18 protein-coding genes are annotated in these 20,171 nt (G+C 66.6%); 14 read left to right on the top strand and 4 right to left on the bottom strand.

Annotated features, from left to right (window positions below):
* Window positions 1–713 precede the first annotated feature (713 nt).
* The 5 genes from ACZ5R1_RS03635 to ureC all read left to right on the top strand — a co-directional run bounded on the left by ACZ5R1_RS03635 (window position 714) and on the right by ureC (window position 4,619).
* The gene (locus tag ACZ5R1_RS03635; protein ID WP_115945260.1) at window positions 714–1,553 is read left to right on the top strand and encodes an urease accessory protein UreD; all 840 of its coding nucleotides are present in this window, start codon (window positions 714–716) and stop codon (window positions 1,551–1,553) included.
* 97 nt (window positions 1,554–1,650) lie between these two features.
* On the top strand, window positions 1,651–1,953 hold the full coding sequence (gene ureA, locus ACZ5R1_RS03630; RefSeq protein ID WP_007162996.1) for an urease subunit gamma: 303 nt from the start codon (window positions 1,651–1,653) through the stop codon (window positions 1,951–1,953).
* Window positions 1,954–1,963: 10 nt separating this feature from the next.
* Complete coding sequence (locus ACZ5R1_RS03625) at window positions 1,964–2,473, top strand: GNAT family N-acetyltransferase (RefSeq protein WP_007162997.1); 510 nt, start codon at window positions 1,964–1,966, stop codon at window positions 2,471–2,473.
* A complete protein-coding gene (locus tag ACZ5R1_RS03620; protein WP_007162998.1) occupies window positions 2,470–2,775 on the top strand; it encodes an urease subunit beta in 306 nt (101 codons plus the stop codon). The genes ACZ5R1_RS03625 and ACZ5R1_RS03620 overlap by 4 nt, the downstream gene beginning before the upstream one ends.
* 143 nt (window positions 2,776–2,918) lie before the next feature.
* Window positions 2,919–4,619 (top strand): urease subunit alpha, encoded by a 1,701-nt coding sequence (ureC, locus tag ACZ5R1_RS03615; protein WP_115945259.1) that lies wholly within the window; start codon window positions 2,919–2,921, stop codon window positions 4,617–4,619.
* A gap of 78 nt (window positions 4,620–4,697) precedes the next feature.
* Here ureC and ACZ5R1_RS03610 read toward each other — a convergent pair whose 3' ends face one another.
* Window positions 4,698–6,104: an L-cystine transporter gene (locus ACZ5R1_RS03610; protein WP_115945258.1), complete on the bottom strand. Its 1,407-nt coding sequence runs from the start codon at window positions 6,102–6,104 to the stop codon at window positions 4,698–4,700.
* Between the two features lie 232 nt (window positions 6,105–6,336).
* Between ACZ5R1_RS03610 and ACZ5R1_RS03605 the strand changes: the two genes are divergently transcribed.
* Window positions 6,337–6,666, top strand: coding sequence for a hypothetical protein (locus tag ACZ5R1_RS03605; RefSeq protein ID WP_007163001.1), 330 nt, complete (start codon window positions 6,337–6,339; stop codon window positions 6,664–6,666).
* Between the two features lie 80 nt (window positions 6,667–6,746).
* Window positions 6,747–7,295, top strand: coding sequence for a glutathione peroxidase (locus ACZ5R1_RS03600; RefSeq protein WP_027600954.1), 549 nt, complete (start codon window positions 6,747–6,749; stop codon window positions 7,293–7,295).
* Between the two features lie 661 nt (window positions 7,296–7,956).
* On the opposite strand, the gene azu is transcribed toward ACZ5R1_RS03600, so the two are convergent.
* A complete protein-coding gene (gene azu / locus ACZ5R1_RS03595; RefSeq protein ID WP_027600955.1) occupies window positions 7,957–8,406 on the bottom strand; it encodes an azurin in 450 nt (149 codons plus the stop codon).
* A 330-nt stretch (window positions 8,407–8,736) separates the two neighbouring features.
* Between azu and ACZ5R1_RS03590 the strand changes: the two genes are divergently transcribed.
* The 4 genes from ACZ5R1_RS03590 (at window position 8,737) to ACZ5R1_RS03575 (ending at window position 12,300) form a co-directional block, all read left to right on the top strand.
* Entirely contained in the window at window positions 8,737–9,324 is a 588-nt protein-coding gene (locus ACZ5R1_RS03590) for an LOG family protein (RefSeq protein ID WP_044342968.1), read from the top strand.
* 100 nt (window positions 9,325–9,424) lie between these two features.
* On the top strand, window positions 9,425–10,282 hold the full coding sequence (locus ACZ5R1_RS03585; protein ID WP_241809626.1) for an SDR family oxidoreductase: 858 nt from the start codon (window positions 9,425–9,427) through the stop codon (window positions 10,280–10,282).
* A 55-nt stretch (window positions 10,283–10,337) separates the two neighbouring features.
* Window positions 10,338–11,411, top strand: coding sequence for a class I mannose-6-phosphate isomerase (locus ACZ5R1_RS03580; RefSeq protein WP_115945256.1), 1,074 nt, complete (start codon window positions 10,338–10,340; stop codon window positions 11,409–11,411).
* 31 nt (window positions 11,412–11,442) lie between these two features.
* Window positions 11,443–12,300 carry a glucose 1-dehydrogenase gene (locus ACZ5R1_RS03575; protein WP_115945255.1) on the top strand — a complete coding sequence of 286 codons (858 nt, stop codon included), beginning with the start codon at window positions 11,443–11,445 and terminating at the stop codon, window positions 12,298–12,300.
* A gap of 526 nt (window positions 12,301–12,826) precedes the next feature.
* Here ACZ5R1_RS03575 and ACZ5R1_RS03570 read toward each other — a convergent pair.
* Together ACZ5R1_RS03570 and quiC are read right to left on the bottom strand one after the other, a co-directional pair.
* Window positions 12,827–13,483 (bottom strand): TetR/AcrR family transcriptional regulator, encoded by a 657-nt coding sequence (locus tag ACZ5R1_RS03570; RefSeq protein ID WP_007160977.1) that lies wholly within the window; start codon window positions 13,481–13,483, stop codon window positions 12,827–12,829.
* A gap of 54 nt (window positions 13,484–13,537) precedes the next feature.
* Window positions 13,538–15,439, bottom strand: a complete 1,902-nt coding sequence (gene quiC / locus ACZ5R1_RS03565) for a 3-dehydroshikimate dehydratase QuiC (RefSeq protein WP_115945254.1) — start codon at window positions 15,437–15,439, stop codon at window positions 13,538–13,540.
* A gap of 448 nt (window positions 15,440–15,887) precedes the next feature.
* Between quiC and ACZ5R1_RS03560 the strand changes: the two genes are divergently transcribed.
* The 3 genes from ACZ5R1_RS03560 (at window position 15,888) to ACZ5R1_RS03550 (ending at window position 19,982) form a co-directional block, all read left to right on the top strand.
* Window positions 15,888–17,285, top strand: coding sequence for an MFS transporter (locus ACZ5R1_RS03560; RefSeq protein WP_115945253.1), 1,398 nt, complete (start codon window positions 15,888–15,890; stop codon window positions 17,283–17,285).
* A 252-nt stretch (window positions 17,286–17,537) separates the two neighbouring features.
* Window positions 17,538–18,803: an OprD family porin gene (locus ACZ5R1_RS03555; protein ID WP_288472971.1), complete on the top strand. Its 1,266-nt coding sequence runs from the start codon at window positions 17,538–17,540 to the stop codon at window positions 18,801–18,803.
* A gap of 114 nt (window positions 18,804–18,917) precedes the next feature.
* Window positions 18,918–19,982 (top strand): PA0069 family radical SAM protein, encoded by a 1,065-nt coding sequence (locus ACZ5R1_RS03550; protein WP_027600962.1) that lies wholly within the window; start codon window positions 18,918–18,920, stop codon window positions 19,980–19,982.
* Window positions 19,983–20,171: the final 189 nt, after the last annotated feature.

The raw sequence follows: 20,171 nt of genomic DNA, 5'->3' as shown, positions 1-20,171 counted from the left end.
CACTCCACGACACTGGCGTTCGCCCTCCTGAACGGGACGATTCGCCAGCCTGAAAATATTGGTTGAACAGCCACAAAAGCCCGTAGCCCGTAGCCCGTAGCCCGTAGCGTGGACAACGGCGAAGCCTTGTCCACTGATGGCTTAGGTGCCCACCAGTGGAAAACGCTATGCGGTTTTCCACGCTACAGATCCTGTGAACACCCAGGCATCAGGCTGGCGCCCCGCCCCGTCAGTGAGGCCGAGTGCAGGTGTCGCGGAGGGGGATGCGAGGCAGGACGCCGAGCAAGGCGCGAGGGGCAGGAGGCCCCTTCGTGCCGTGCCCCCGGAGCGGCACCGGAGTGAGGGGACCTGGAGCGAAGCGGAGGGCCGAAACGTGGGGCAAGCGTTTTTGGTTACTTTTTTGGCGACTGCAAAAAGTAACTCGCCCGGGTGGGCGAAACAAAACCATAAACAGACCTCGATAAGCAGCTAGAGCACTGGTAAACCGAGGCATCACGGCCAACCTCCGCAACGTTGGGCTTCGCTCCACTCAGCGCCAACCTACCGAAGCGGTGAAGGTGATGCGCCCGAGCGGGCGAAACAAAAACCATCAAAGCACTCGGTAATCAGCCAAACACCCCCACCATACCTAGCCGAAAGCCAACCTCTGCCCACTCGGTCAGATTCTTGCAAGGCCCTCCCCCAAACAGCCTAACCAGAACAACGACCACCCGATGACCTCTGCCCTGCCCCCTGCCCTTTTCACCCCCGCCTGGCTGGCGCGCCTGGAGCTGGCCTATGCCCGCCAGGGCGACTGGACCCGGCCGACCACCCGCCGCCACCTCGGCCCCTTGCGGGTGCAGAAACACCTGCACGCCGAAGGTCCCGAGGTCTGCCAGCACATCGTCGTGCATCCACCGGGGGGCATCGCCGGGGGTGATCGGCTGGACATCGACGTCAGCGTCGGCGAAAACGCCTGGGCTCAGCTCACCAGTCCCGGCGCAGCCAAGTGGTATCGCGCCGACAGCGCCGCCCACCAGCAGGTCGAGCTGCGCGTCGCCGCCGGTGCCACCCTGGAATGGCTGCCCCAGGAGACCATCGTCTTCGCCGGTGCCCAGGCCCACCTCGCTACCCGCATCGAGTTGGAGGGCGATGCCCGCCTCTGCTACTGGGACATCGTCGCCCTGGGTCGCCCGGCCAGCGCCGAGCGCTTCACCGACGGCCTGTTTCAGGCCCATCTGGACATCCGTCGCGACGGCACCCCGCTGTGGCACGAGCGCCAGCGCCTGGTCGGCGCGGATCGCCTGCTGGACTCGCCCATCGGCCTCGCCGGTCAGCCGGTGTTCGCCACCCTGCTGCTCACCGGCACCCTGGACGCCGACACCCTGGAGCGCTGCCGCGAGCTGGCCCTGCCAGTGCGGGGTGACCTCACCCAACTGCCGGGCCTGGTGGTCGCTCGCTGCCTGGCCGCCGAGTCGCTGCAGGCACGCGCCTGGCTGATCGAGGTCTGGCGCCTGTTGCGCCCGGCCCTGCTCGGCCGCGCCGCCGTACCGCCGCGAATCTGGAGTACCTGATATCTTCGTGATCGCGGCCATGAGCCGCTCCTACATGGAAGCGCAGAATTGTAGGAGCGGCCCATGGCCGCGATGCCCTTCGCCAAAGAGAACACCCATGGACCTGACGCCCCGCGAGAAAGACAAACTGCTCATCTTCACCGCCGGCCTGGTGGCCGAACGCCGCCTGGCGCGTGGGGTGAAGCTCAACTACCCGGAAGCCATGGCGCTGATCTCCGCCGCCCTGCTCGAAGGTGCCCGTGACGGTCGCACCGTGGCCGAGCTGATGCACTACGGCACCACCCTGCTGACCCGCGACCAGGTGATGGAAGGCGTCCCGGAAATGATCCCGGAGATCCAGGTGGAAGCCACCTTTCCCGATGGCACCAAGCTGGTCACCGTCCACCAGCCGATCGCCTAGGGAGGCCGCCATGAGTCTGATCGTCCGCGACGCCACGCCTGCCGACCTGCCGGCCGTGCTGCACATCTACAACGACGCCGTCAGCAACACCACGGCGATCTGGAACGAGACCCCGGTGGACCTGGCCAACCGCCAGGCCTGGTTCGACCTGCGCGCCACCCAGGGCTACCCCATCCTGGTCGCCGAGAACGCCGAAGGCACGGTGGTGGGCTATGCCTCCTTTGGTGACTGGCGCCCCTTCGAAGGCTTTCGCCATACCGTCGAGCACTCGGTCTATATCCATCCCGACCAGCGCGGCCAGGGCATCGGTCCGCGGCTGATGACGGTGCTCATCGAACGCGCCCGCGCCTGCGACAAGCACGTGATGGTGGCCGCCATCGAGAGCGGCAACCAGGCCTCCATCCGCCTGCACGAACGCCTCGGCTTCCTCACCACCGGGCAGATGCCCCAGGTCGGCACCAAGTTTGGTCGCTGGCTGGACCTCACCTTCATGCAACTGATGCTGGAGCAGCGCCCATGATCCCCGGCGAATACCAGATCCAGGACGGCGACATCGAACTCAACGCCGGCCGCCGCACCCTCAGCCTGACCGTCGCCAACAGCGGCGACCGACCGATCCAGGTGGGCTCCCACTACCACTTCCACGAAACCAACGACGCCCTGGTGTTCGACCGCGCCCTGGCGCGCGGCATGCGCCTGAATATCGCCGCCGGCACCGCCGTGCGCTTCGAACCGGGCCAGAGTCGCGAGGTGGAACTGGTCGAGCTGGCGGGGCTGCGCACCGTCTACGGCTTCGCCGGGCGGGTAATGGGGAAGTTGTAGCGGCAAGCGCCCTCACCCCAACCCTCTCCCAAGGGGAGAGGGGGCTCAAGAACAGACACCGAGCTCCCGCTCCTCCCCCTCTCCCTCCGGGAGAGAGTCGGGGTGAGGGCCAACCGGACCACCTTTATTCGGGATTCACGCCTATGAAAATCTCCCGCCAAGCCTATGCCGACATGTTCGGCCCCACCACCGGTGACCGGGTGCGCCTGGCCGACACCGAGCTCTGGATCGAGGTCGAAGAAGACCACACCGTCTACGGCGAAGAGGTGAAATTCGGCGGCGGCAAGGTCATCCGCGACGGCATGGGCCAGAGCCAGCTGCCCGCCGCCGAGGTGGTCGATACCGTCATCACCAATGCGCTGATCGTCGACCACTGGGGCATTGTCAAGGCCGACGTCGGCCTCAAGCACGGCCGCATCCATGCCATCGGCAAGGCCGGCAACCCGGACATCCAGCCTGGCGTCAGCGTGCCCGTCGGCGCCGCCACCGAGGTCATCGCCGGTGAAGGCATGATCCTCACCGCCGGCGGGATCGACTCCCACATCCACTTCATCTGCCCGCAGCAGATCGAAGAGGCGCTCATGAGCGGCACCACCACCATGATCGGCGGCGGCACCGGGCCGGCCACCGGCACCTATGCCACCACCGTGACCCCCGGTCCCTGGCACATGGCGCAGATGCTCAAGGCCGCCGACGCCTTCCCGATGAACATCGGCTTCACCGGCAAGGGCAACGCCAGCCTGCCGGGTCCGCTGGAGGAGCAGGTCCGCGCTGGCGCCATCGGCTTGAAACTGCACGAGGACTGGGGCACCACCCCCGCCGCCATCGACAACTGCCTGGCGGTGGCCGATCGCTTCGACATCCAGGTGGCCATCCACACCGACACCCTCAACGAATCCGGCTTCGTCGAGACCACCCTGGGCGCCTTCAAGGGTCGCACCATCCACACCTATCACACCGAAGGTGCCGGGGGCGGCCACGCGCCGGACATCATCAAGGCCTGCGGCTTCCCCAACGTGCTGCCCAGTTCCACCAACCCGACGCGGCCCTTCACCAAGAACACCATCGACGAGCACCTGGACATGCTCATGGTCTGCCACCACCTGGACCCGAGCATCGCCGAGGACGTGGCCTTCGCCGAGAGTCGCATCCGCCGCGAGACCATCGCCGCCGAGGACATCCTCCACGACCTCGGCGCCTTCGCCATGATCAGCTCCGACAGCCAGGCCATGGGCCGCGTCGGCGAGGTCATCACCCGCACCTGGCAGACTGCCGACAAGATGAAGAAGCAGCGCGGCCCGCTGCCCGAAGACGCCGCCGGCAACGACAACTTCCGGGTCAAGCGCTACATCGCCAAGTACACCATCAACCCGGCGATCACCCATGGCATCAGCCACGAGGTGGGCTCCATCGAAGTGGGCAAGTTCGCCGACCTGGTGCTCTGGCGCCCGGCGTTCTTTGGCGTCAAGCCGACGCTGATCCTCAAGGGCGGCGCCATCGCGGCGAGTCTGATGGGCGACGCCAACGCCTCCATCCCCACCCCGCAACCGGTGCACTACCGCCCCATGTTCGGCAGCTACGCCGGCATGCTCCACGACACCAGTCTGACCTTCATCAGCCAGGCCGCCTTCGAGGCCGGGGTGCCGGAGCAACTGGGGCTGAAGAAGCGCATCGGCGTGGTCAAGGGCTGCCGCACCGCGCAGAAGAGCGACCTCATCCACAACGGCTATCTGCCGACCATCGAGGTCGATCCGCAGAACTACCAGGTCAAGGCCGACGGCCAGCTGCTCTGGTGCGAACCGGCCGAGGTGCTGCCGATGGCGCAGCGGTATTTCCTGTTCTAAAGGGGCCTGTTCTAACCAAGCACAGGGTAGGTTGGGCTTCGCTGCGCTAAACCCAACCTACCCGAAGCCCTCTGCGGTTCAGCCGCGACTGATCGGCGCCGCTGGCGCTTCGGCCCGGTCGTTGCGGTCATAGGCGGCCTTGTCCAGCTGGCCCATCCAGCGCGCGGTCAGGGTACCGGCGGTCATGGAGCCGTTGACGTTGAGGGCGGTGCGGCCCATGTCGATCAGAGGTTCGATGGACACCAGCAGCGCCACCAGGGTGACCGGCAGGCCGAGGGCCGGCAGCACGATCAGAGCGGCGAAGGTGGCGCCGCCGCCCACGCCGGCCACGCCCGCCGAACTTAAGGTGACGATGCCCACCAGGGTGGCGATCCACAGCGGATCGAAGGGGTTGATACCCAGGGTCGGGGCGACCATCACCGCCAGCATCGCCGGATAGAGACCAGCGCAGCCGTTCTGGCCGATGGTGGCGCCAAAGGAGGCGGCGAAGCTGGCGATGGCCGGCGGTACGCCGAGGCGCTCGGTCTGGGCCTCGATGTTCAGCGGGATGGTCGCCGCGCTGGAGCGGCTGGTGAAGGCGAAGCTCAGCACCGGCCAGACCTTGGGAAAGAAGCGCGCCGGCGACAGGCCGCTCAGGGTCAGCAGCAGCGCATGGACGCCAAAGAGGATGCCTAGGCCCAGGTAGGAGGCGATCAGGAAGGTGCCCAGCTTGAGCACGTCCTGGGGACTGGCGGTGGCGACCATCTTGGTCATCAGCGCCAGCACGCCATAGGGGGTGAGTTGCAGCAGTAGGCGCACCAGCTTCATCACCCAGGCCTGGAGCACGTCGATGCCGGCCAGCACCTTCTCGCCGCGCACCGGATCGTCACGCTGCAGGCGCAGGGCGGCGACGCCGAGGAAGGCGGCGAAGATCACCACGCTGATGATGGAGGTGGGATTGGCGCCGGACAGATCGGCGAAGGGGTTCTTCGGAATGAAGGACAGCAGCAACTGCGGCACCGACAGATCCGCCACCTTGCCGACATAGCTGTTCTGCAGGGCGGTCAGGCGCGCGGTCTCCTGGGCGCCTTGCACCAGGCCTTCGGCGCTCAGGCCGAACAGCCAGGTGACCAGCACCCCGACCAGGGCGGCGATGGCGGTGGTGAACAGCAGGGTGCCCAGGGTCAGCAGGCTGATGCGCCCCATGGACGAAGCCTCGCGCAGCCGCGCCACGGCGGCCAGGATGGAGGCGAACACCAGCGGCATGATGCTCATCTGCAGCAGCTGCACATAGCCGTTGCCGACCAGGTTGAACCAGCCGATGGAGGTCTTGAGCACCGGGGCGTCATGCCCGTAGACGAGTTGCAGCACCAGGCCGAAGGCCACGCCCAGGGCGAGACCGATGAAGACGCGCACGGCCAGGCTCCAGCCGGTGTTGCGGGTACGCGCCAGCAGGCCGAGCAGCACGGCGAAGGCGAGGAGGTTGAGGACGAGAGGCAGATTCACACGAGGTCTCCGATACGGCGCCCGACGCGGCCGCCGGACGAAAAGGCGGCGATGGTAGCAGCTCGGGCCGACTCGGCTTAGATCGAGGCGCTATCACCTGATAACCCTCGGACCTTGGGAGGAGCGGTTCTATCGCCGGGGCGAACGGTATTTCCGCCGGGCCTGGCACTGCTAGAGTGCGCCCCGTCGGGAAACGATGCCCGACGCTGCCAACCCAAAAAGGAGTGACTCCATGCAACGTTTCGCCAAGCTCGCCGCTTCCTTCGCCCTCGCCGCCGCCGTCGCCGGCTGCACCGGTACCGCGATGAAGACGCAGAATCTGGATCCGTCGCAGTACACCGTCGTCGGTCATGGCGAGGGCAAGGCCACCGGTCTCATGATCCTGGGCTTCATCCCGGTCCAGCAGAACGACCGCTTCGTGCGCGCCCAGCAGGCCGCCATCAAGTCCCGCGGCGGCGATGCCCTGATCAATGCCCAGGTGCAGGAAAACTGGTTCTGGGCCTATGTCCTGAACGGCTACACCACCACCGTTTCCGGCGACGTGGTCAAGCTCAAGCGCTGAGCCCCGCCCGACCGACAGGCGCCGCCCATGGAGGCGGCGTTTTTGCGCTAGGCTGGTCGCTTCTTTCCGAGGAGCCGACCATGACCGCGACCCTGATGAAACTCCCGCTGCAATCCATCGATGGCGAAACCCTGACCCTGGAACGCTATCTGGGCAAGGTGCTGCTGGTGGTGAACGTCGCCTCCAAGTGCGGCCTGACCAGCCAGTACGAGGGCCTTGAACGTCTCTACGAGGCCCAGCGCGAACGCGGCCTGGAAGTGCTCGGCTTTCCCGCCAACAACTTCAAGCAGCAGGAGCCCGGCAGCGACGCCGAGATCAAGGAATTCTGCACCCTGACCTATGGCGTGCAATTCCCTATGTTCGCCAAGCTCAGCGTGGTGGGTGAAGACAAGCATCCGCTCTATGACGAACTCACCCGTGCCCAGCCCGAGGCGACCGGCGACGGTCCCTTCCGTGAGCGCATGGTGAGCCGCGGCGGCAGCCCCAATCCCAAGCCCGAGGTGCTGTGGAATTTCGAGAAATTCCTGATCGGGCGCAATGGGGAGGTGGTGGGGCGCTTCGCGCCGGATGTGACGGCGGATGATCCGCGGTTGGTGGAGGCGATTGAGAAGGAATTGGCGAAGGGCTGAGGGCTTGAGTGTTCACCAGAGCTGTAGCGTGGAAAACCGCGCAGCGTTTTCCGCTGGCAGTAGCTTGACTACCGAATAGGGGCAACGTCTTTATCGCGGCCATGGGCCGCTCCTACGGGATCTTCCGATTGCTGTAGGAGCGGTCCATGACCGCGATTCCAATAGCTCAAGGACGACGTCTGAGCTTGATCGCCGACAGTGGACAAGGCTTCGCCGTTGTCCACGCTACGGGTTACGGGTTATTCAACCAATAATTTCAGGCTGGCGAATCGCCCCTTTCAGCAGGGCGAATGCCAGTGCCGTGGAGTGGGTCGAGCCGCATGGGTGCGGCGAGAGGTCCAGTGGGCCATGGACGGCCCATCTGGACCGACCCCGGAACGGCGCTGGCGTGAGCGGACCTGGAGCGAAGCGAAAGGCCGGATGGTGGGGCAAGCGTTTTTGGTTACTTTTTTGCGGGGCGCGCAGCCGCGACTGCAAAAAGTAACTCGCCCGGGTGGGCGAAACAAAAACTCTCCAAGCACTCAATAAGCAGCCATGGCACCTACTAAACAAGCGTGAGCCCTGCAACGTTGGGCCTCGCTAACGCTCAACCCAATCTCCAGGCGTCTTCTGCTCAAGAGGTCGGATTGCGACGGTCGACCGCCACAACCCAACCTTCCCCTTACCCGCGCTGCAACACCCCGCGCATGGAGCCGAAATGCCCCGGGAAGGAGCAGAAGAAGGTGTATTCCTTGCCGGCTTCCAGGGCCCCGGTATCGAAGGTCACGGAATCCTTCTCGCCACCACCCAACATCTTGGTATGGGCGATGATGCGTTCGTCGCCCTCGGGCAGGTAGCCCTTGGCTTCGCCCGCGTTCATGCCGGCGGCGTCGACGGCCGAGGCGTCGGTGGAGCGGGTCAGCACCCAGTTATGGCCCATGACGTTCTTGGGCAGGCTGCCGTTGTGGATCAACTCCACGGTAAAGGTCTTGCACGAGGCCGGGACCTGGATGGAAGCGCGGCTGTAGGTCATCTGGTCGCCGGCTTCGATCTGGGTGGTACAGCTGTCGGCGGCCCAGGCGCCGGTACTTCCCAGGGCGAACAGCGCGGCGGCGAAAAGCGTGGATTTCATGAACCCTCCGGATGCGTGAAAGTCGCCAGTCAGACCGATGCGAGGGTGGCGGGTTCCAGCGGCCATGGCAAGGGAGCGGCTTCGCTCTATCGCCTCCATCGAAACCTTTGCCAGGTCGCTGGGCCTTACCTCTGGGTACTATCCCTTCATCACCCGCCAGCCAAGGACGCCCGCCATGACCCTTACCGCCCTGCTGCACGAGTTGTTTGCCAGCTATGCCCAGGCCGCCAGCGGCAATGCGCCGGAAGAGGCTTTCCTCGCGCGATGACGGTGCTTTGATCACGGGTGACGGGCAGCTAGGCTAGGCGTTTTGCCTGCCTAGGAGTCCCCATGTCGCTGAAAACCGTCTGTGTCTTCTGTGGTGCCAAGCCCGGCGCCTCACCGGTCTTTGCCGAAGCGGCCGCACACCTCGGGCGGACCCTCGCCGAGCGCGGCCTCACCCTGGTCTACGGCGGTGGCAAGGTCGGCCTGATGGGCGTGGTCGCCGATGCCGCCCTGGCCGCCGGTGGCGAAGTCATCGGCATCATTCCCCAGAGTCTCAAGACCGCCGAGCTGGGCCATACCGGTTGCACCCGCCTGGAAGTGGTCGACGGCATGCATGCGCGCAAGGCGCGGATGGCGGAGCTGGCCGATGCCTTCATCGCCCTCCCCGGCGGCCTGGGCACCCTGGAAGAACTCTTCGAGGTCTGGACCTGGGGCCAGCTCGGCTATCACGCCAAGCCCATGGGCCTGCTGGAGGTCGACGGCTTCTATGCCCAGCTGGAGGGCTTCCTCGATCACCTGGTCGCCCAGGGCTTCGTCGCCGCGCCGCACCGCGCCATGCTGCAGGTGGAGGCTTCGCCAACCGCCCTGCTAGACGCCCTCGCCGCCTGGCAGCCCACGGTGCCGCCGCGCTGGGCCGAACCGGCACCCCGCTAGCGCCGCTACACCGCCCGTCCCGGGTCTCGAACCCTCGCCGCTTGTGGCCTGTCGGTACTGACAGGCCCGCAAAAGTCACACGAGCGACGAGGATTCTTTCATGACCGATTTTCCCAAAGCCCCGATGCCCGAACAGCAGCAAGCCGTTCCCGGCCTGCAATCGCGCATGAATCCGGTCCCGGATTGCGGTGAGCAAAGCTACAAGGGTTCCGGCCGTCTGGCCGGCAAGAAGGCGCTGATCACCGGTGGCGACAGCGGCATCGGCCGCGCCGTGGCCATCGCCTTCGCCCGCGAGGGCGCCGACGTCGCCATCAGCTACCTGAACGAGCACGAAGACGCCGAGGACACCGCCCGCCTGGTGCGTGAAGCCGGCCGCGAGGCCCTGCTGCTGCCGGGTTGCCTGTCCCAGCGCGAGCAGTGCCTGGCGGTGGTGGACAAGACCGTGGCGGCCTTTGGCCGTATCGACGTGCTGGTCAACAACGCCGCCTTCCAGATGACCCACGAGACCCTCGATGAGATTCCCGACGACGAGTGGGTCTACACCTTCGATGTGAACATCACCGCCATGTTTCGCATCACCCAGGCCGCGGTGAAGCATATGGGCCAGGGTGGCTCCATCATCAACACCACCTCGGTGAATTCGGACATGCCGCGGCCGACGCTGCTGGCCTATGCCACCACCAAGGGCGCCATCGCCAACTTCACCGCGGGCCTGGCGCAACTGCTTGGCGAAAAGGGCATCCGCGCCAACAGCGTGGCCCCCGGCCCTGTCTGGACCCCGCTGATCCCGGCCACCATGCCGCCCGAGCAGGTCAAGGAATTCGGCGGCAACACCCCGCTCGGCCGCCCCGGCCAGCCGGTGGAACTGGCGCCGGTCTATGTGATGCTGGCCTCCGACGAATCCAGCTACACCTCGGGCGCGCGCATCGCGGTCACCGGCGGCAAGCCGATTCTCTGAGTGTTCTCTGCCCCGGCCCGGGCCGGGGCGCCTTTCTTGCCGCTGGAGTCCCCCTATGCTCGGCCAACCCCTGCGCCTTTCCACCCCCTTGCGCACCCATGTGTTCGGCGGTCACGAGATCGCCGAGCGCCTCGGCAAGCGTGGTCTGCCCCCGGGCCGCATCGCCGAGACCTGGGAAATCAGCGACGTACCGGGCAGCAGTGCCACGGTACTCGACGGCCCCCTCGCCGGCCAGAGCCTGCATGACGTGGTGCAGGCCTATCCCGAACAACTGGTCGCACCGGGTTGGCAGGGTCCCTGGTTTCCCCTGCTGACCAAGTTCATCGACGGCAGCGGGCGCCTGCCGGTGCACCTGCACGCCGATGACGCCACCGCCCGCCGCCTGGAATGCCAGCCCAACGGCAAGACCGAGGCCTGGCACATCCTCTGGGCCGAACCGGGCGCCACCGCCCTGGTGGGCCTCAAGCCCGGCCAGAGTCGCGAGCGCGTGCGCGACGCCCTGCTGCGGCAGGACTACGACGCCGTCATGCGGCGCCTGCCGGTGCGCGCTGGCGAGACCTTCTTCATCCCCGGCGGCACCCTGCACAGCTTCGGTCCCGGCACCCTGATCTACGAGATCGAACAGACCTCGGACATCCAGCAGCAGGCCATGCCCTGGCGCATGACCGATGGCGAGCCGCTGCCCCACGCCGACTGGCGCGAGGGTATCGAGGCGCTGCTGGACGAACTGGACCTGGACGCCGATCCGCGGGTCACCCCCGGGCTGCGCCTGCCCCTGGGCGATGGGCACGACCGCCTGCTGTGCACCGCCTGCCGGCACTTCGCCCTGGAACGCTGGCGGCTGGCCGGCGCCGGGGCGCCGCCGCTGGACTATGGCTTCTCCAGCGCCCGCCTGCTGAGCAACGTCGGGCGTCCGGTACGGCTGGAGTCGGCTGGCTGGAGCGGCATGCTCGGCGCCGCCGAATCCCTGCTGCTACCGGCCGCGCTCGGCGAAATCCGCCTGAGCGGCCCGGCCGACCTGCTGATCGGCTACGTGCCGGACCTGCGTCAGGACATCCAGGCGCCCCTGGCCGCCGCCGGCTACGGCTCCGCGGTCATGGCCGACCTGGGTATCGATTGCTCTTCCTGAACTGCAAGCTCACTGACCTCAAGGAGTCCCCATGAACGACTATCCCAAGCCCCCACTGAAACCCCAACCCCAGACCTTTCCCGGCTCCGAAGCGCGCATGGATCCGCTGCCCGACAGCGGCGCCGCAACCTATCGCGGCTCGGGTCGCCTCAAGGGCAAGGCGGCGCTGATCACCGGCGCCGACAGCGGTATCGGCCGCGCCGTGGCCATCGCCTTCGCCCGTGAAGGCGCCGATGTCGCCATCGCCTACCTGGACGAGCACGAGGATGCCCGCGAGACCGCCCGCCTGGTCACCGAGGCCGGGCGCCAGGCCGTGCTGCTGCCCGGCGATCTGGTCGACCGCCAGACCTGCCTGGACGTGGTGCAGAAGACCGTCGAGGCCTTTGGCCGTATCGACGTGCTGGTCAACAACGCCGCCTTCCAGCAGGTGCGCGACAGCCTCGACGAGATTCCCGACGAGGAATGGGTGCATACCTTCAATGTGAACATCCATGCGATGTTCCGCATCACCCAGGCGGCGGTGAAGCACATGCCGCGCGGTGGCTCCATCATCAACACCGCCTCGATCAACGCCGACATCGCCCCGCCGACCCTGCTGGCCTATTCGGCGACCAAGGGCGCCATCGCCAACTTCACCGCGGGCCTGGCGCAACTGCTCGGCGACAAGGGCATCCGCGCCAACAGCGTGGCCCCCGGCCCGATCTGGACGCCGCTGATCGTCAGCACCATGAAGCCCGACGAACCTGAGCAATTCGGCGCCAGTACCCCTCTTGGTCGCGCCGGCCAGCCGGTGGAGCTGGCACCGGCCTATGTGCTGCTGGCCTCGGACGAAGGCAGCTACATCTCCGGCGCCATGCTGCCGGTGACGGGCGGGATGCCGGTGCTCTGAGGGTTTTGGCTGGGGTGCCGGGGATGCGCTCACCCCGGCCCTCTCCCCGAGGGAGAGGGGGTTAGATAATTCCGTAGGTTGGGTTGAGCGCAGCGAAGCCCAACGTGGGGTATCCGGCAGCGTTGGGCTTCGACGGTGAAGCCGTCTCAACCCAACCTACGAGGCTTGCCCTCTCTCCGAGAGAAGATCGCTCGGCCGTCCGCGTGGAAAACGCTGCGCGGTTTTCCACCCTACATATCTGGGTTCGCCCTTTCTCCGAGGGCGAGAAAGTAGATGTTTCCGTAGCTTGGGTTGAGCGCAGCGAAGCCCAGCGCGGGGACATCCAGCAGCGTGGGGCTTCGACGATGAAGCCGTCTCAACCCAACCTACTAGGCTTGCCCTCTCTCCGAGAGAACATTGCTCGGGCGTCCGCGTGGAAAACGCTACGCGGTTTTCCACCCTACGAATCCAGGCGGCGACTGGAAGCCTCGGTCAGACGCCCCCTCTCCCCCTGGGAGAGGGCTGGGGTGAGGGCCGCCCGCCTCCCTTACGGCTGCAGGTAGCGCACCATGGCATCGCCGATCATGGTCTTGTGGCGGCGCAGCACCGCCGGCTCTTCCATGTCGATGTCGTGGATGCGGCCGAAGGTGTGGCGGTTGGAGACGCGGTAGAAGCAGAACGAACACATCAGCAGGTGCACGTCCACCGCGTCCAGTCCGCTGCGGATCTCGCCGCTGGCTTCGCCGCGGGCGAGGATGCGGCGCAGGGCTTCCAGCGCCGAGGAGTTGAGGCTGGAGATGGTCTCGGACTGCGCCAGGTGGCGACCGCGGTGGATGTTCTCGATGCTCACCACGCGGATGAAGTCGTCGTGACTGCGGTGATGCTCGAAAAGGAATTCCGCCAGGGTGCGGATCGCCTCCAGCGGCGGCAGGCGGTCCAGCGGCAGTTCGGCCTCGTTGCCGCGCACGTCGCTGTAGAGCTTTTCCAGCACCGTCAGGTAGAGCTGCTCCTTGCTGCCGAAGTAGTAGTAGATCATCCGCTTGGAGGTGTGGGTGCGCTCGGCGATGGCGTCCACCCGCGCGCCGCTCAGGCCCAGGTCGGCGAACTCGGCCACGGCGGCGGCGAGGATGGCCTGGCGGGTCTTCTCGGGATTGTTCTTGCGCGGGGTACGCAGCGTGGGCGCGAGCGCCGGGGTGTCCTGCATCGGGCTGACTCTTGTCGGAGGAGAGGCGCGGGCACCCCGGGGTGCCCGCCTGGCTCAGAATTCCAGGGGCGCCGGGCGACCCTGGCGCGCCTGCAGCATGGCCGCCAGGCGGACCGGGCTGTTGGCGGCGCCGTAGCCACTGTAATCCTTGCGCTGCAGGATTTCGAAGAAGAAGCGGTCGGCGAAGGACTCGGTGTAGACGTGGAACAGCTCGCCGCCCTGGGCATCGCGGTCGTAGAGGACGTTGTAGTAGGCCAGCCGACTGAGGAAGTCGTCGTCGAAATCGAAGCGCGCCCCCAGGTCGTCGTAGTAGTTCATCGGGATCTCCAGCAGGGGCACCCCGGCGGCCTTGGCCTGCTCCACCGCCTGGAAGATGTCCTGGCAGGCGAAGGCGATGTGGTGCACCCCCGAGCCGCGATAGCTGGACAGCGCCCGGGCGATGGCGGTGTTGCGATTCTCCGAGATGTTGAGCGCCAGGCGCACGCTGCTCTGGCGATTCTTCAGGGCGCGACTCTTGACCAGGCCATAGGGGTCGGGGACCACCACCTCGTCGTCGGCGCTGAAATCGAACAGGCTCTTGTAGAACAGCACCCAGCTGTCCAGGGCATCGGCCGGCAGGGCGATGGCCACGTGGTCGACGTGGGTCAGGCCGAGGCCGCCGCTGGCGCCGGCGCTGACATCGAAGTCGGTGTCATAGAGACTGCGGCCATCCACGCCGCGATCGGCGAGATAGATCAGGCTGCCATCGGGCGCCCGCACCGCCGGGATCTCGCGCTCGTTGGGACCGACCAGGCCGCGATAGGGCTGCGCCCGGTACTGCTGGGCGCGCTCCAGGGCGGCCTGGCTGTCCGGCACGCGCAGGGCCATGGCGCACAGCGAGGGGCCGTGGGCCTCGAAGAAGTTGTGGCCGAAGGAATAGGGTTCGGCGTTGAGCACCAGGTTGATCTCGCCCTGGCGCAGCAGGGTGACGTTCTTGGAGCGGTGCCGCCCGGCCCGGGCGAAGCCCAGCTTGCCCAGCCAGCCCGCCAGGTCGGCGCCATGGCCGTCGTCCACGGCGAACTCGAGGAATTCGGTGCCCTCCAGGCGCGGCGCCTCGGGCGGGGCGAACAGCGGCGCTGCCACCGGGCTCTCTTCTCGCTGCAACCGCGCGGCGGTCTGCTCCTCCAGGTAGAGCAGGGATCTCAGGCCATCGGCGGCGGTGGCGCGGGTCTGGGCGGCGCGGAAGCCGTCGTTGAAGATCTCCAGTGACAGCGGCCCCTGGTAGCCGGTCTGCAGGATGGGCGCGAGGAAACCGGCCAGGTCGAATTCGCCCTGCCCCGGGAAGCAGCGGAAATGCCGACTCCACTCCAGCACGTCCATCTGCAGCACGGGCGCATCGGCCATCTGCACGAAAAAGATCTTGTCCCCCGGGATCTGCGCGATGCCCGCCGGATCACCACCAATGGACAGGGTGTGGAAGCTGTCGAGCAGCACGCCGAGATTGGGATGATCGACCGCCTTCACCAGCCGCCAGACCTGCTGCCAGGTGTTGACGTGACGCCCCCAGGCGAGGGCTTCGTAGCCGATGCGCAGGCCACGCGGGGCGGCGCGCTCGGCCAGCAGCTGCAGGTCGTCGGCGATCAGGCGCTCGTCGCCGAGGCTGTCGGCGGCGGTGTTGCTGCACACCAGGATGAGGTCGGTGCCCAGCTCCTGCATGAGGTCGAACTTGCGCTCGGCGCGGTCGAGATTGCGCTGCAGCCGCTCGCGGCGATTGCCCTCGAAGTCGCGAAAGGGCTGGAACAGGGTGATCGCCAGTCCCAGGTCCTGGGCACGCTGGCGGATCTCCCGCGGACTGGCACCGGAATACAGCAGGTCGTTCTCGAAGATCTCCACACCGTCGAAGCCCGCCGCGGCGATGGCCTCGAGCTTTTCGGTCAGGGTGCCGCTGATGGATACGGTCGCGATGGAACGCTGCATGCCGGTGCTCCTGTGTTGAACGGCCACTCCGCGGGCTGGGCCAGGGCGGGGTGACACGGATCTGTCGGGTCTGGTGCCGATTATTCGTGGCGCCCGGCGACCCAACAATGGATTATGTACGAACCGGTTAGTTTCTGTTCGCTGATCGAACAGTTGGGCTTCCGGCGAATTGACCAGTCCCGTTAGCGCCTCGCACTATGATCGTAGAGCCCAGCGCTCGTCGCTTCCGCCGCGTCGACCATAACAAGACAAACAAGAGTGTGCGTCCATGCCCCAGCTATCCACGTTATCCTGCGTCCCCCGTCTCGTCTGCAGCCCCACCGCGCGCAGTCGGCGACGGCCAGGCTAGGTCCTCCCGTCCTTTCCATCTTCGGCTCCCGCGACCCGAGCGAGTTCGTGCGCGGCGCTGAAACCCTCCTGGCCTGACAATAAAATTCCGGAGACAACCATGGCCACTACCGCCTCCCCCACCCCCGGCTCCCAAGCCAAGAAAGCCACTGCCAGCGGCTGGATCGGCTCGGCGCTGGAATACTACGACTTCTTCATCTACGCCCAGGCGGCGGCGCTGATCTTCCCGCAGATCTTCTTCCCCTCCAGCGATCCCAAGATGGCCATCGTCGCCTCCCTCGCCACCTATGGCGTGGGCTATCTGGCCCGTCCGGTCGGTGCCTTCGTGCTCGGTCACTGGGGCGATACCCGCGGCCGCAAGAACGTCCTGCTGCTGTGCATGTTCCTCATGGGCATCGCCACCATGGCCGTGGGCCTGCTGCCCACCTACCACCAGATCGGTATCCTCGCGCCCATCCTGCTGGTGGTGCTGCGCCTGATCCAGGGGTTCGCCGTGGCCGGCGAGATCTCCGGGGCCAGCTCCATGGTGCTCGAACACGCCCCCTTCGGCCGGCGTGGCTACTATGCGAGCTTTACCCTGCAGGGCGTCCAGGCCGGCCAGGTGATGGCCGCGGCGATCTTCCTGCCGCTGGCCTACTTCATGCCCGCCGACGCCTTCAACAGCTGGGGCTGGCGCATTCCCTTCCTGCTCAGCGCCTTCGTCCTGCTGGCCGGTTTCATCATCCGCCGCGAGGTCCATGAGACGCCCGCCTTCGTCAAGGAAGAAGCCAAGACCGAGACCGCCAGCGTGGCCCGGCGCTCGCCCATCGGCGAAGCCCTGAGCACCAGCTGGAAGGCCATGATCCTGGTCGCGCTGATGGCGCTGATGAACGTCATCCCGGTGGTGGCCACCATCTTTGGCGCCGCCTATGCGGTGCAGCCGGCCTACGGCATCGGCTTCGACAAGAGCGTCTACCTGTGGATACCGGTGGTGGGCAACATCGTCGCCGTGCTGGTGATCCCCTTCGTCGGCAACCTCTCCGATCGCATCGGCCGCCGGCCGACCATGATCGGCGGCGCCCTGGGTTCGGGTCTGCTGGCCTTCGGTTACCTCTATGCCATCAGCATCCACAACCTGCCGCTGGCCTTCATCATGTCGCTGCTGATGTGGGGCGTGGTCTACCAGGGCTACAACGCGGTCTTCCCAAGCTTCTACCCGGAGCAGTTCCAGACCCGCTATCGCGTCTCGGCCATGGCCATCGCCCAGAACATCGGCACCATGCTCACCGCCATGCTGCCGGCGCTGTTCACCCTGGTCGCCCCGCCCGGCACCGAGAACATCTGGCTGGTGGTCGGCGGCCTGGCCTTCGGCGTGACCTGCCTGTCGGCCCTGGCGGCCTACCTGTCGCCGGAGACCTACCGGGTGCCCATGAGTGACCTGGGCAAGCCAGGCGCTCTGCAGATGGACAAGCACTCCTACGACACGGCCCGCCAGGACAGCCTCAAGGCCAGCGTCTGATCCCTCGCGAGCCCTCGCCTGGCGAGGGCTCCGCCCTGCTACCTTGGTAGCCTTGCCGCAAGACATACGTTGTCATATAACTACCCAGCCGAACGCCTCGTTCGCTGCTTTCCGATAATTCAAATAAGAAAGGAATCCCCCATGTCGCCTGCACCCGCCTAGCCGTCCCTCGCCTCACCGCCCGACCCGCCCTCGTCAGATGCCGCCCCCGCGCCGGCAGGGCACCCCTTACCTACAAGAACAAGGAACACCATGAGCACTCGACTCGCTTCCGGCCGGCTCGCCCGTGCCTGCGCCGCCTTCGCCGCTCTCGCCAGCACCACGCCGCTGTGGGCCGCGGACGGCTTCATCGAAGGCACCAAGGCCAATCTCAACCTGCGCAACTTCTACTTCAATCGCAACTTCGTCGATCCGGCCTACACCGCGCAGAACAAGGCCGAGGAATGGACCCAGAGCTTCATCTTCGGCCTGACCTCCGGCTACACCCAGGGGCCGGTGGGCTTCGGTATCGATGCCCTGGGGCTCTATTCGATCAAGCTCGACGGTGGCGCCGGCACCTATGGCACCCAGCTGCTGCCGACCCATGCCGGCAACGAGCCGGCCAAGGATTTCGGGCGCCTGGCGGTGGCCGCCAAGGCCAAGGTCTCCAAGACCGATATCAAGGTCGGCGAGTGGTTCGCCGTGCTGCCGATCCTCAGGTCCGACGACGGCCGCTCGCTGCCGCAGACCTTCCAGGGCGCGCAGATCCACTCCACCGAGATCCAGAACCTGGAACTCTGGGGCGGCCAGATGCGGCAGAACAGCCCGCGCAACGACGCCAGCATGGAAGACATGTTCATGCAGGGCCGCGCCAATGCCACCTCCGACCGCTTCAACTTCGTTGGCGGCGAATACACCTTCAACGAGAAGCGCACCCGAGTCGGCCTCTGGTACGCCCAGCTCGAAGACATCTACCACCAGAAATTCATCAACCTCATCCACTACCAGCCCCTGGGCAAGTGGACCCTGGGCGCCAACCTCGGCTACTTCATCGGCGACGACGACGGTTCGGCCCGCGCCGGTGCCCTGGACAACCGCACCGCCTATGCGCTGCTCTCGGCCAAGCAGGGCGGCGGCACCTTCTATGTCGGCCTGCAGCGCGTCAGCGGCGACAGCGCCTGGATGAGGGTCAACGGCACCAGCGGCGGCACCCTGGCCAACGACAGCTACAACTCCAGCTACGACAACGCGCGGGAGCGCTCCTGGCAGGTGCGCTACGACCACAACTTCGCCGCCTTCGGCGTGCCGGGTCTGACCCTGATGAACCGCTACCTCAGCGGCGACAACGTGCACACCGGCAGCATCACCGACGGCAAGGAATGGGGTCGCGAATCCGAGGTGCAATACGAGGTGCAGAGCGGCCCGCTGAAGAAGCTGCTGATCCGCTGGCGCAACTCCAGCATGAGACGCGACTACAGCGCCAGCGGCTCCTTCGACGAGAACCGCATCATCCTCAACTACCCGATCTCGGTGCTGTAGGGCGCCGGTTCGCGGCTGGGCGGGTGGCCGTTCCGCCCGCCCAGCCGACCGCTGTCGCTTGCCCGGATCGCCCAGGCCTTATACTGTACAAAGATACAGCAAAGAGGCCTCGACATGACCCAGCCCCAGCGCCCGCCACGGGGTCGTGGCACCGCCAGCAATCCGCACAATCGCTTTGCCGCGACCCGCAGCGAGGCCGAGCACGATGGCTGGTACGAGGAAGCCACCCCACTGACCTTCACCACCGCCGTCCGCCAGGAAACGGCCAAGACGGTGATCAGCCGCAACCAGTCGCCGGACGTCGGCTTCGATCGCTCGGTGAATCCCTATCGCGGCTGCGAGCATGGCTGCATCTACTGTTTCGCCCGCCCCTCCCACGCCTACTGGGACCTCTCGCCCGGCATCGATTTCGAAACCCAGCTGATCGCCAAGACCAATCTGGCCGAGCGGCTGGAGGCGGAGCTGAGCAAGCCGGGCTACCAGCCGCAGCCCATCGCCCTGGGCATCAACACCGATGGCTACCAGCCCATCGAGCGGCAATACCAGCTGACGCGCCAGGCGCTGGAGATCCTGCTGCGCTATCGCCATCCGGTGACCCTCATCACCAAGAGCGCGCTGATCCTGCGCGACCTGGATCTGCTGGTGCAGCTGGCCGAGCGCAACCTGGTGCGGGTGGCCTTCAGCCTCACCACGCTGGATGATGACCTCAAGCGCATCCTCGAACCCCGCACCGCTGCGCCCCAGGCCCGGCTGCGCGCCATGCGCACCCTGCACGAGCACGGGGTGCCGGTGAGCGCCCTGCTGGCGCCGATGATTCCCATGATCAACGACCATGAACTCGAAGCCTTGCTGGAGGCGGCCCGCGACCACGGCGCACGCTCGGCCGGCTACACGCTGTTGCGGCTGCCGCTGGAGATCGTCGAGCTGTTCGAGGAATGGCTGCAGACGCACTTCCCCGAGCGTGCTGCCCATGTGATGAGCCTGATCCGGCAGTCGCGTGGCGGCAAGAACTACGACAGTCGCTTCGGCATCCGCATGAAGGGCGAAGGCCAGTTCGCCGAGCTGCTGGCCCAGCGCTTTCGCCTGGCCCGCCGCCGCTTCGGCCTGGAACGCCGCGAGGGCGAAGGCCTGGACTGCAGCCAGTTCGCCCCGCCGGGGGAGCAGCTGGGGTTGTTTTAGCACGGGCGCAGAACGGGGTGCTCCCTCACCCCAACCCTCTCCCAAAGGGAGAGGGGGAAAAGCGCCGCAGCCCCTCACCCCAGCCCTCTCCCAAGGGGAGAGAGGGAAAAGCGGCGGCGCACGCCTCGTAGGTCGGGTTGAGCGCAGCCAAGCCCAACGGCGTGGCCTCCCTCACCCAGCCCTCGCCAT

Source organism: Pseudomonas sp. Pso3 (assembly GCF_055393275.1).
The sequence above is the reverse complement of the archived record's forward strand: the minus strand, read 5'-3'. Positions and strand labels throughout refer to the sequence as shown.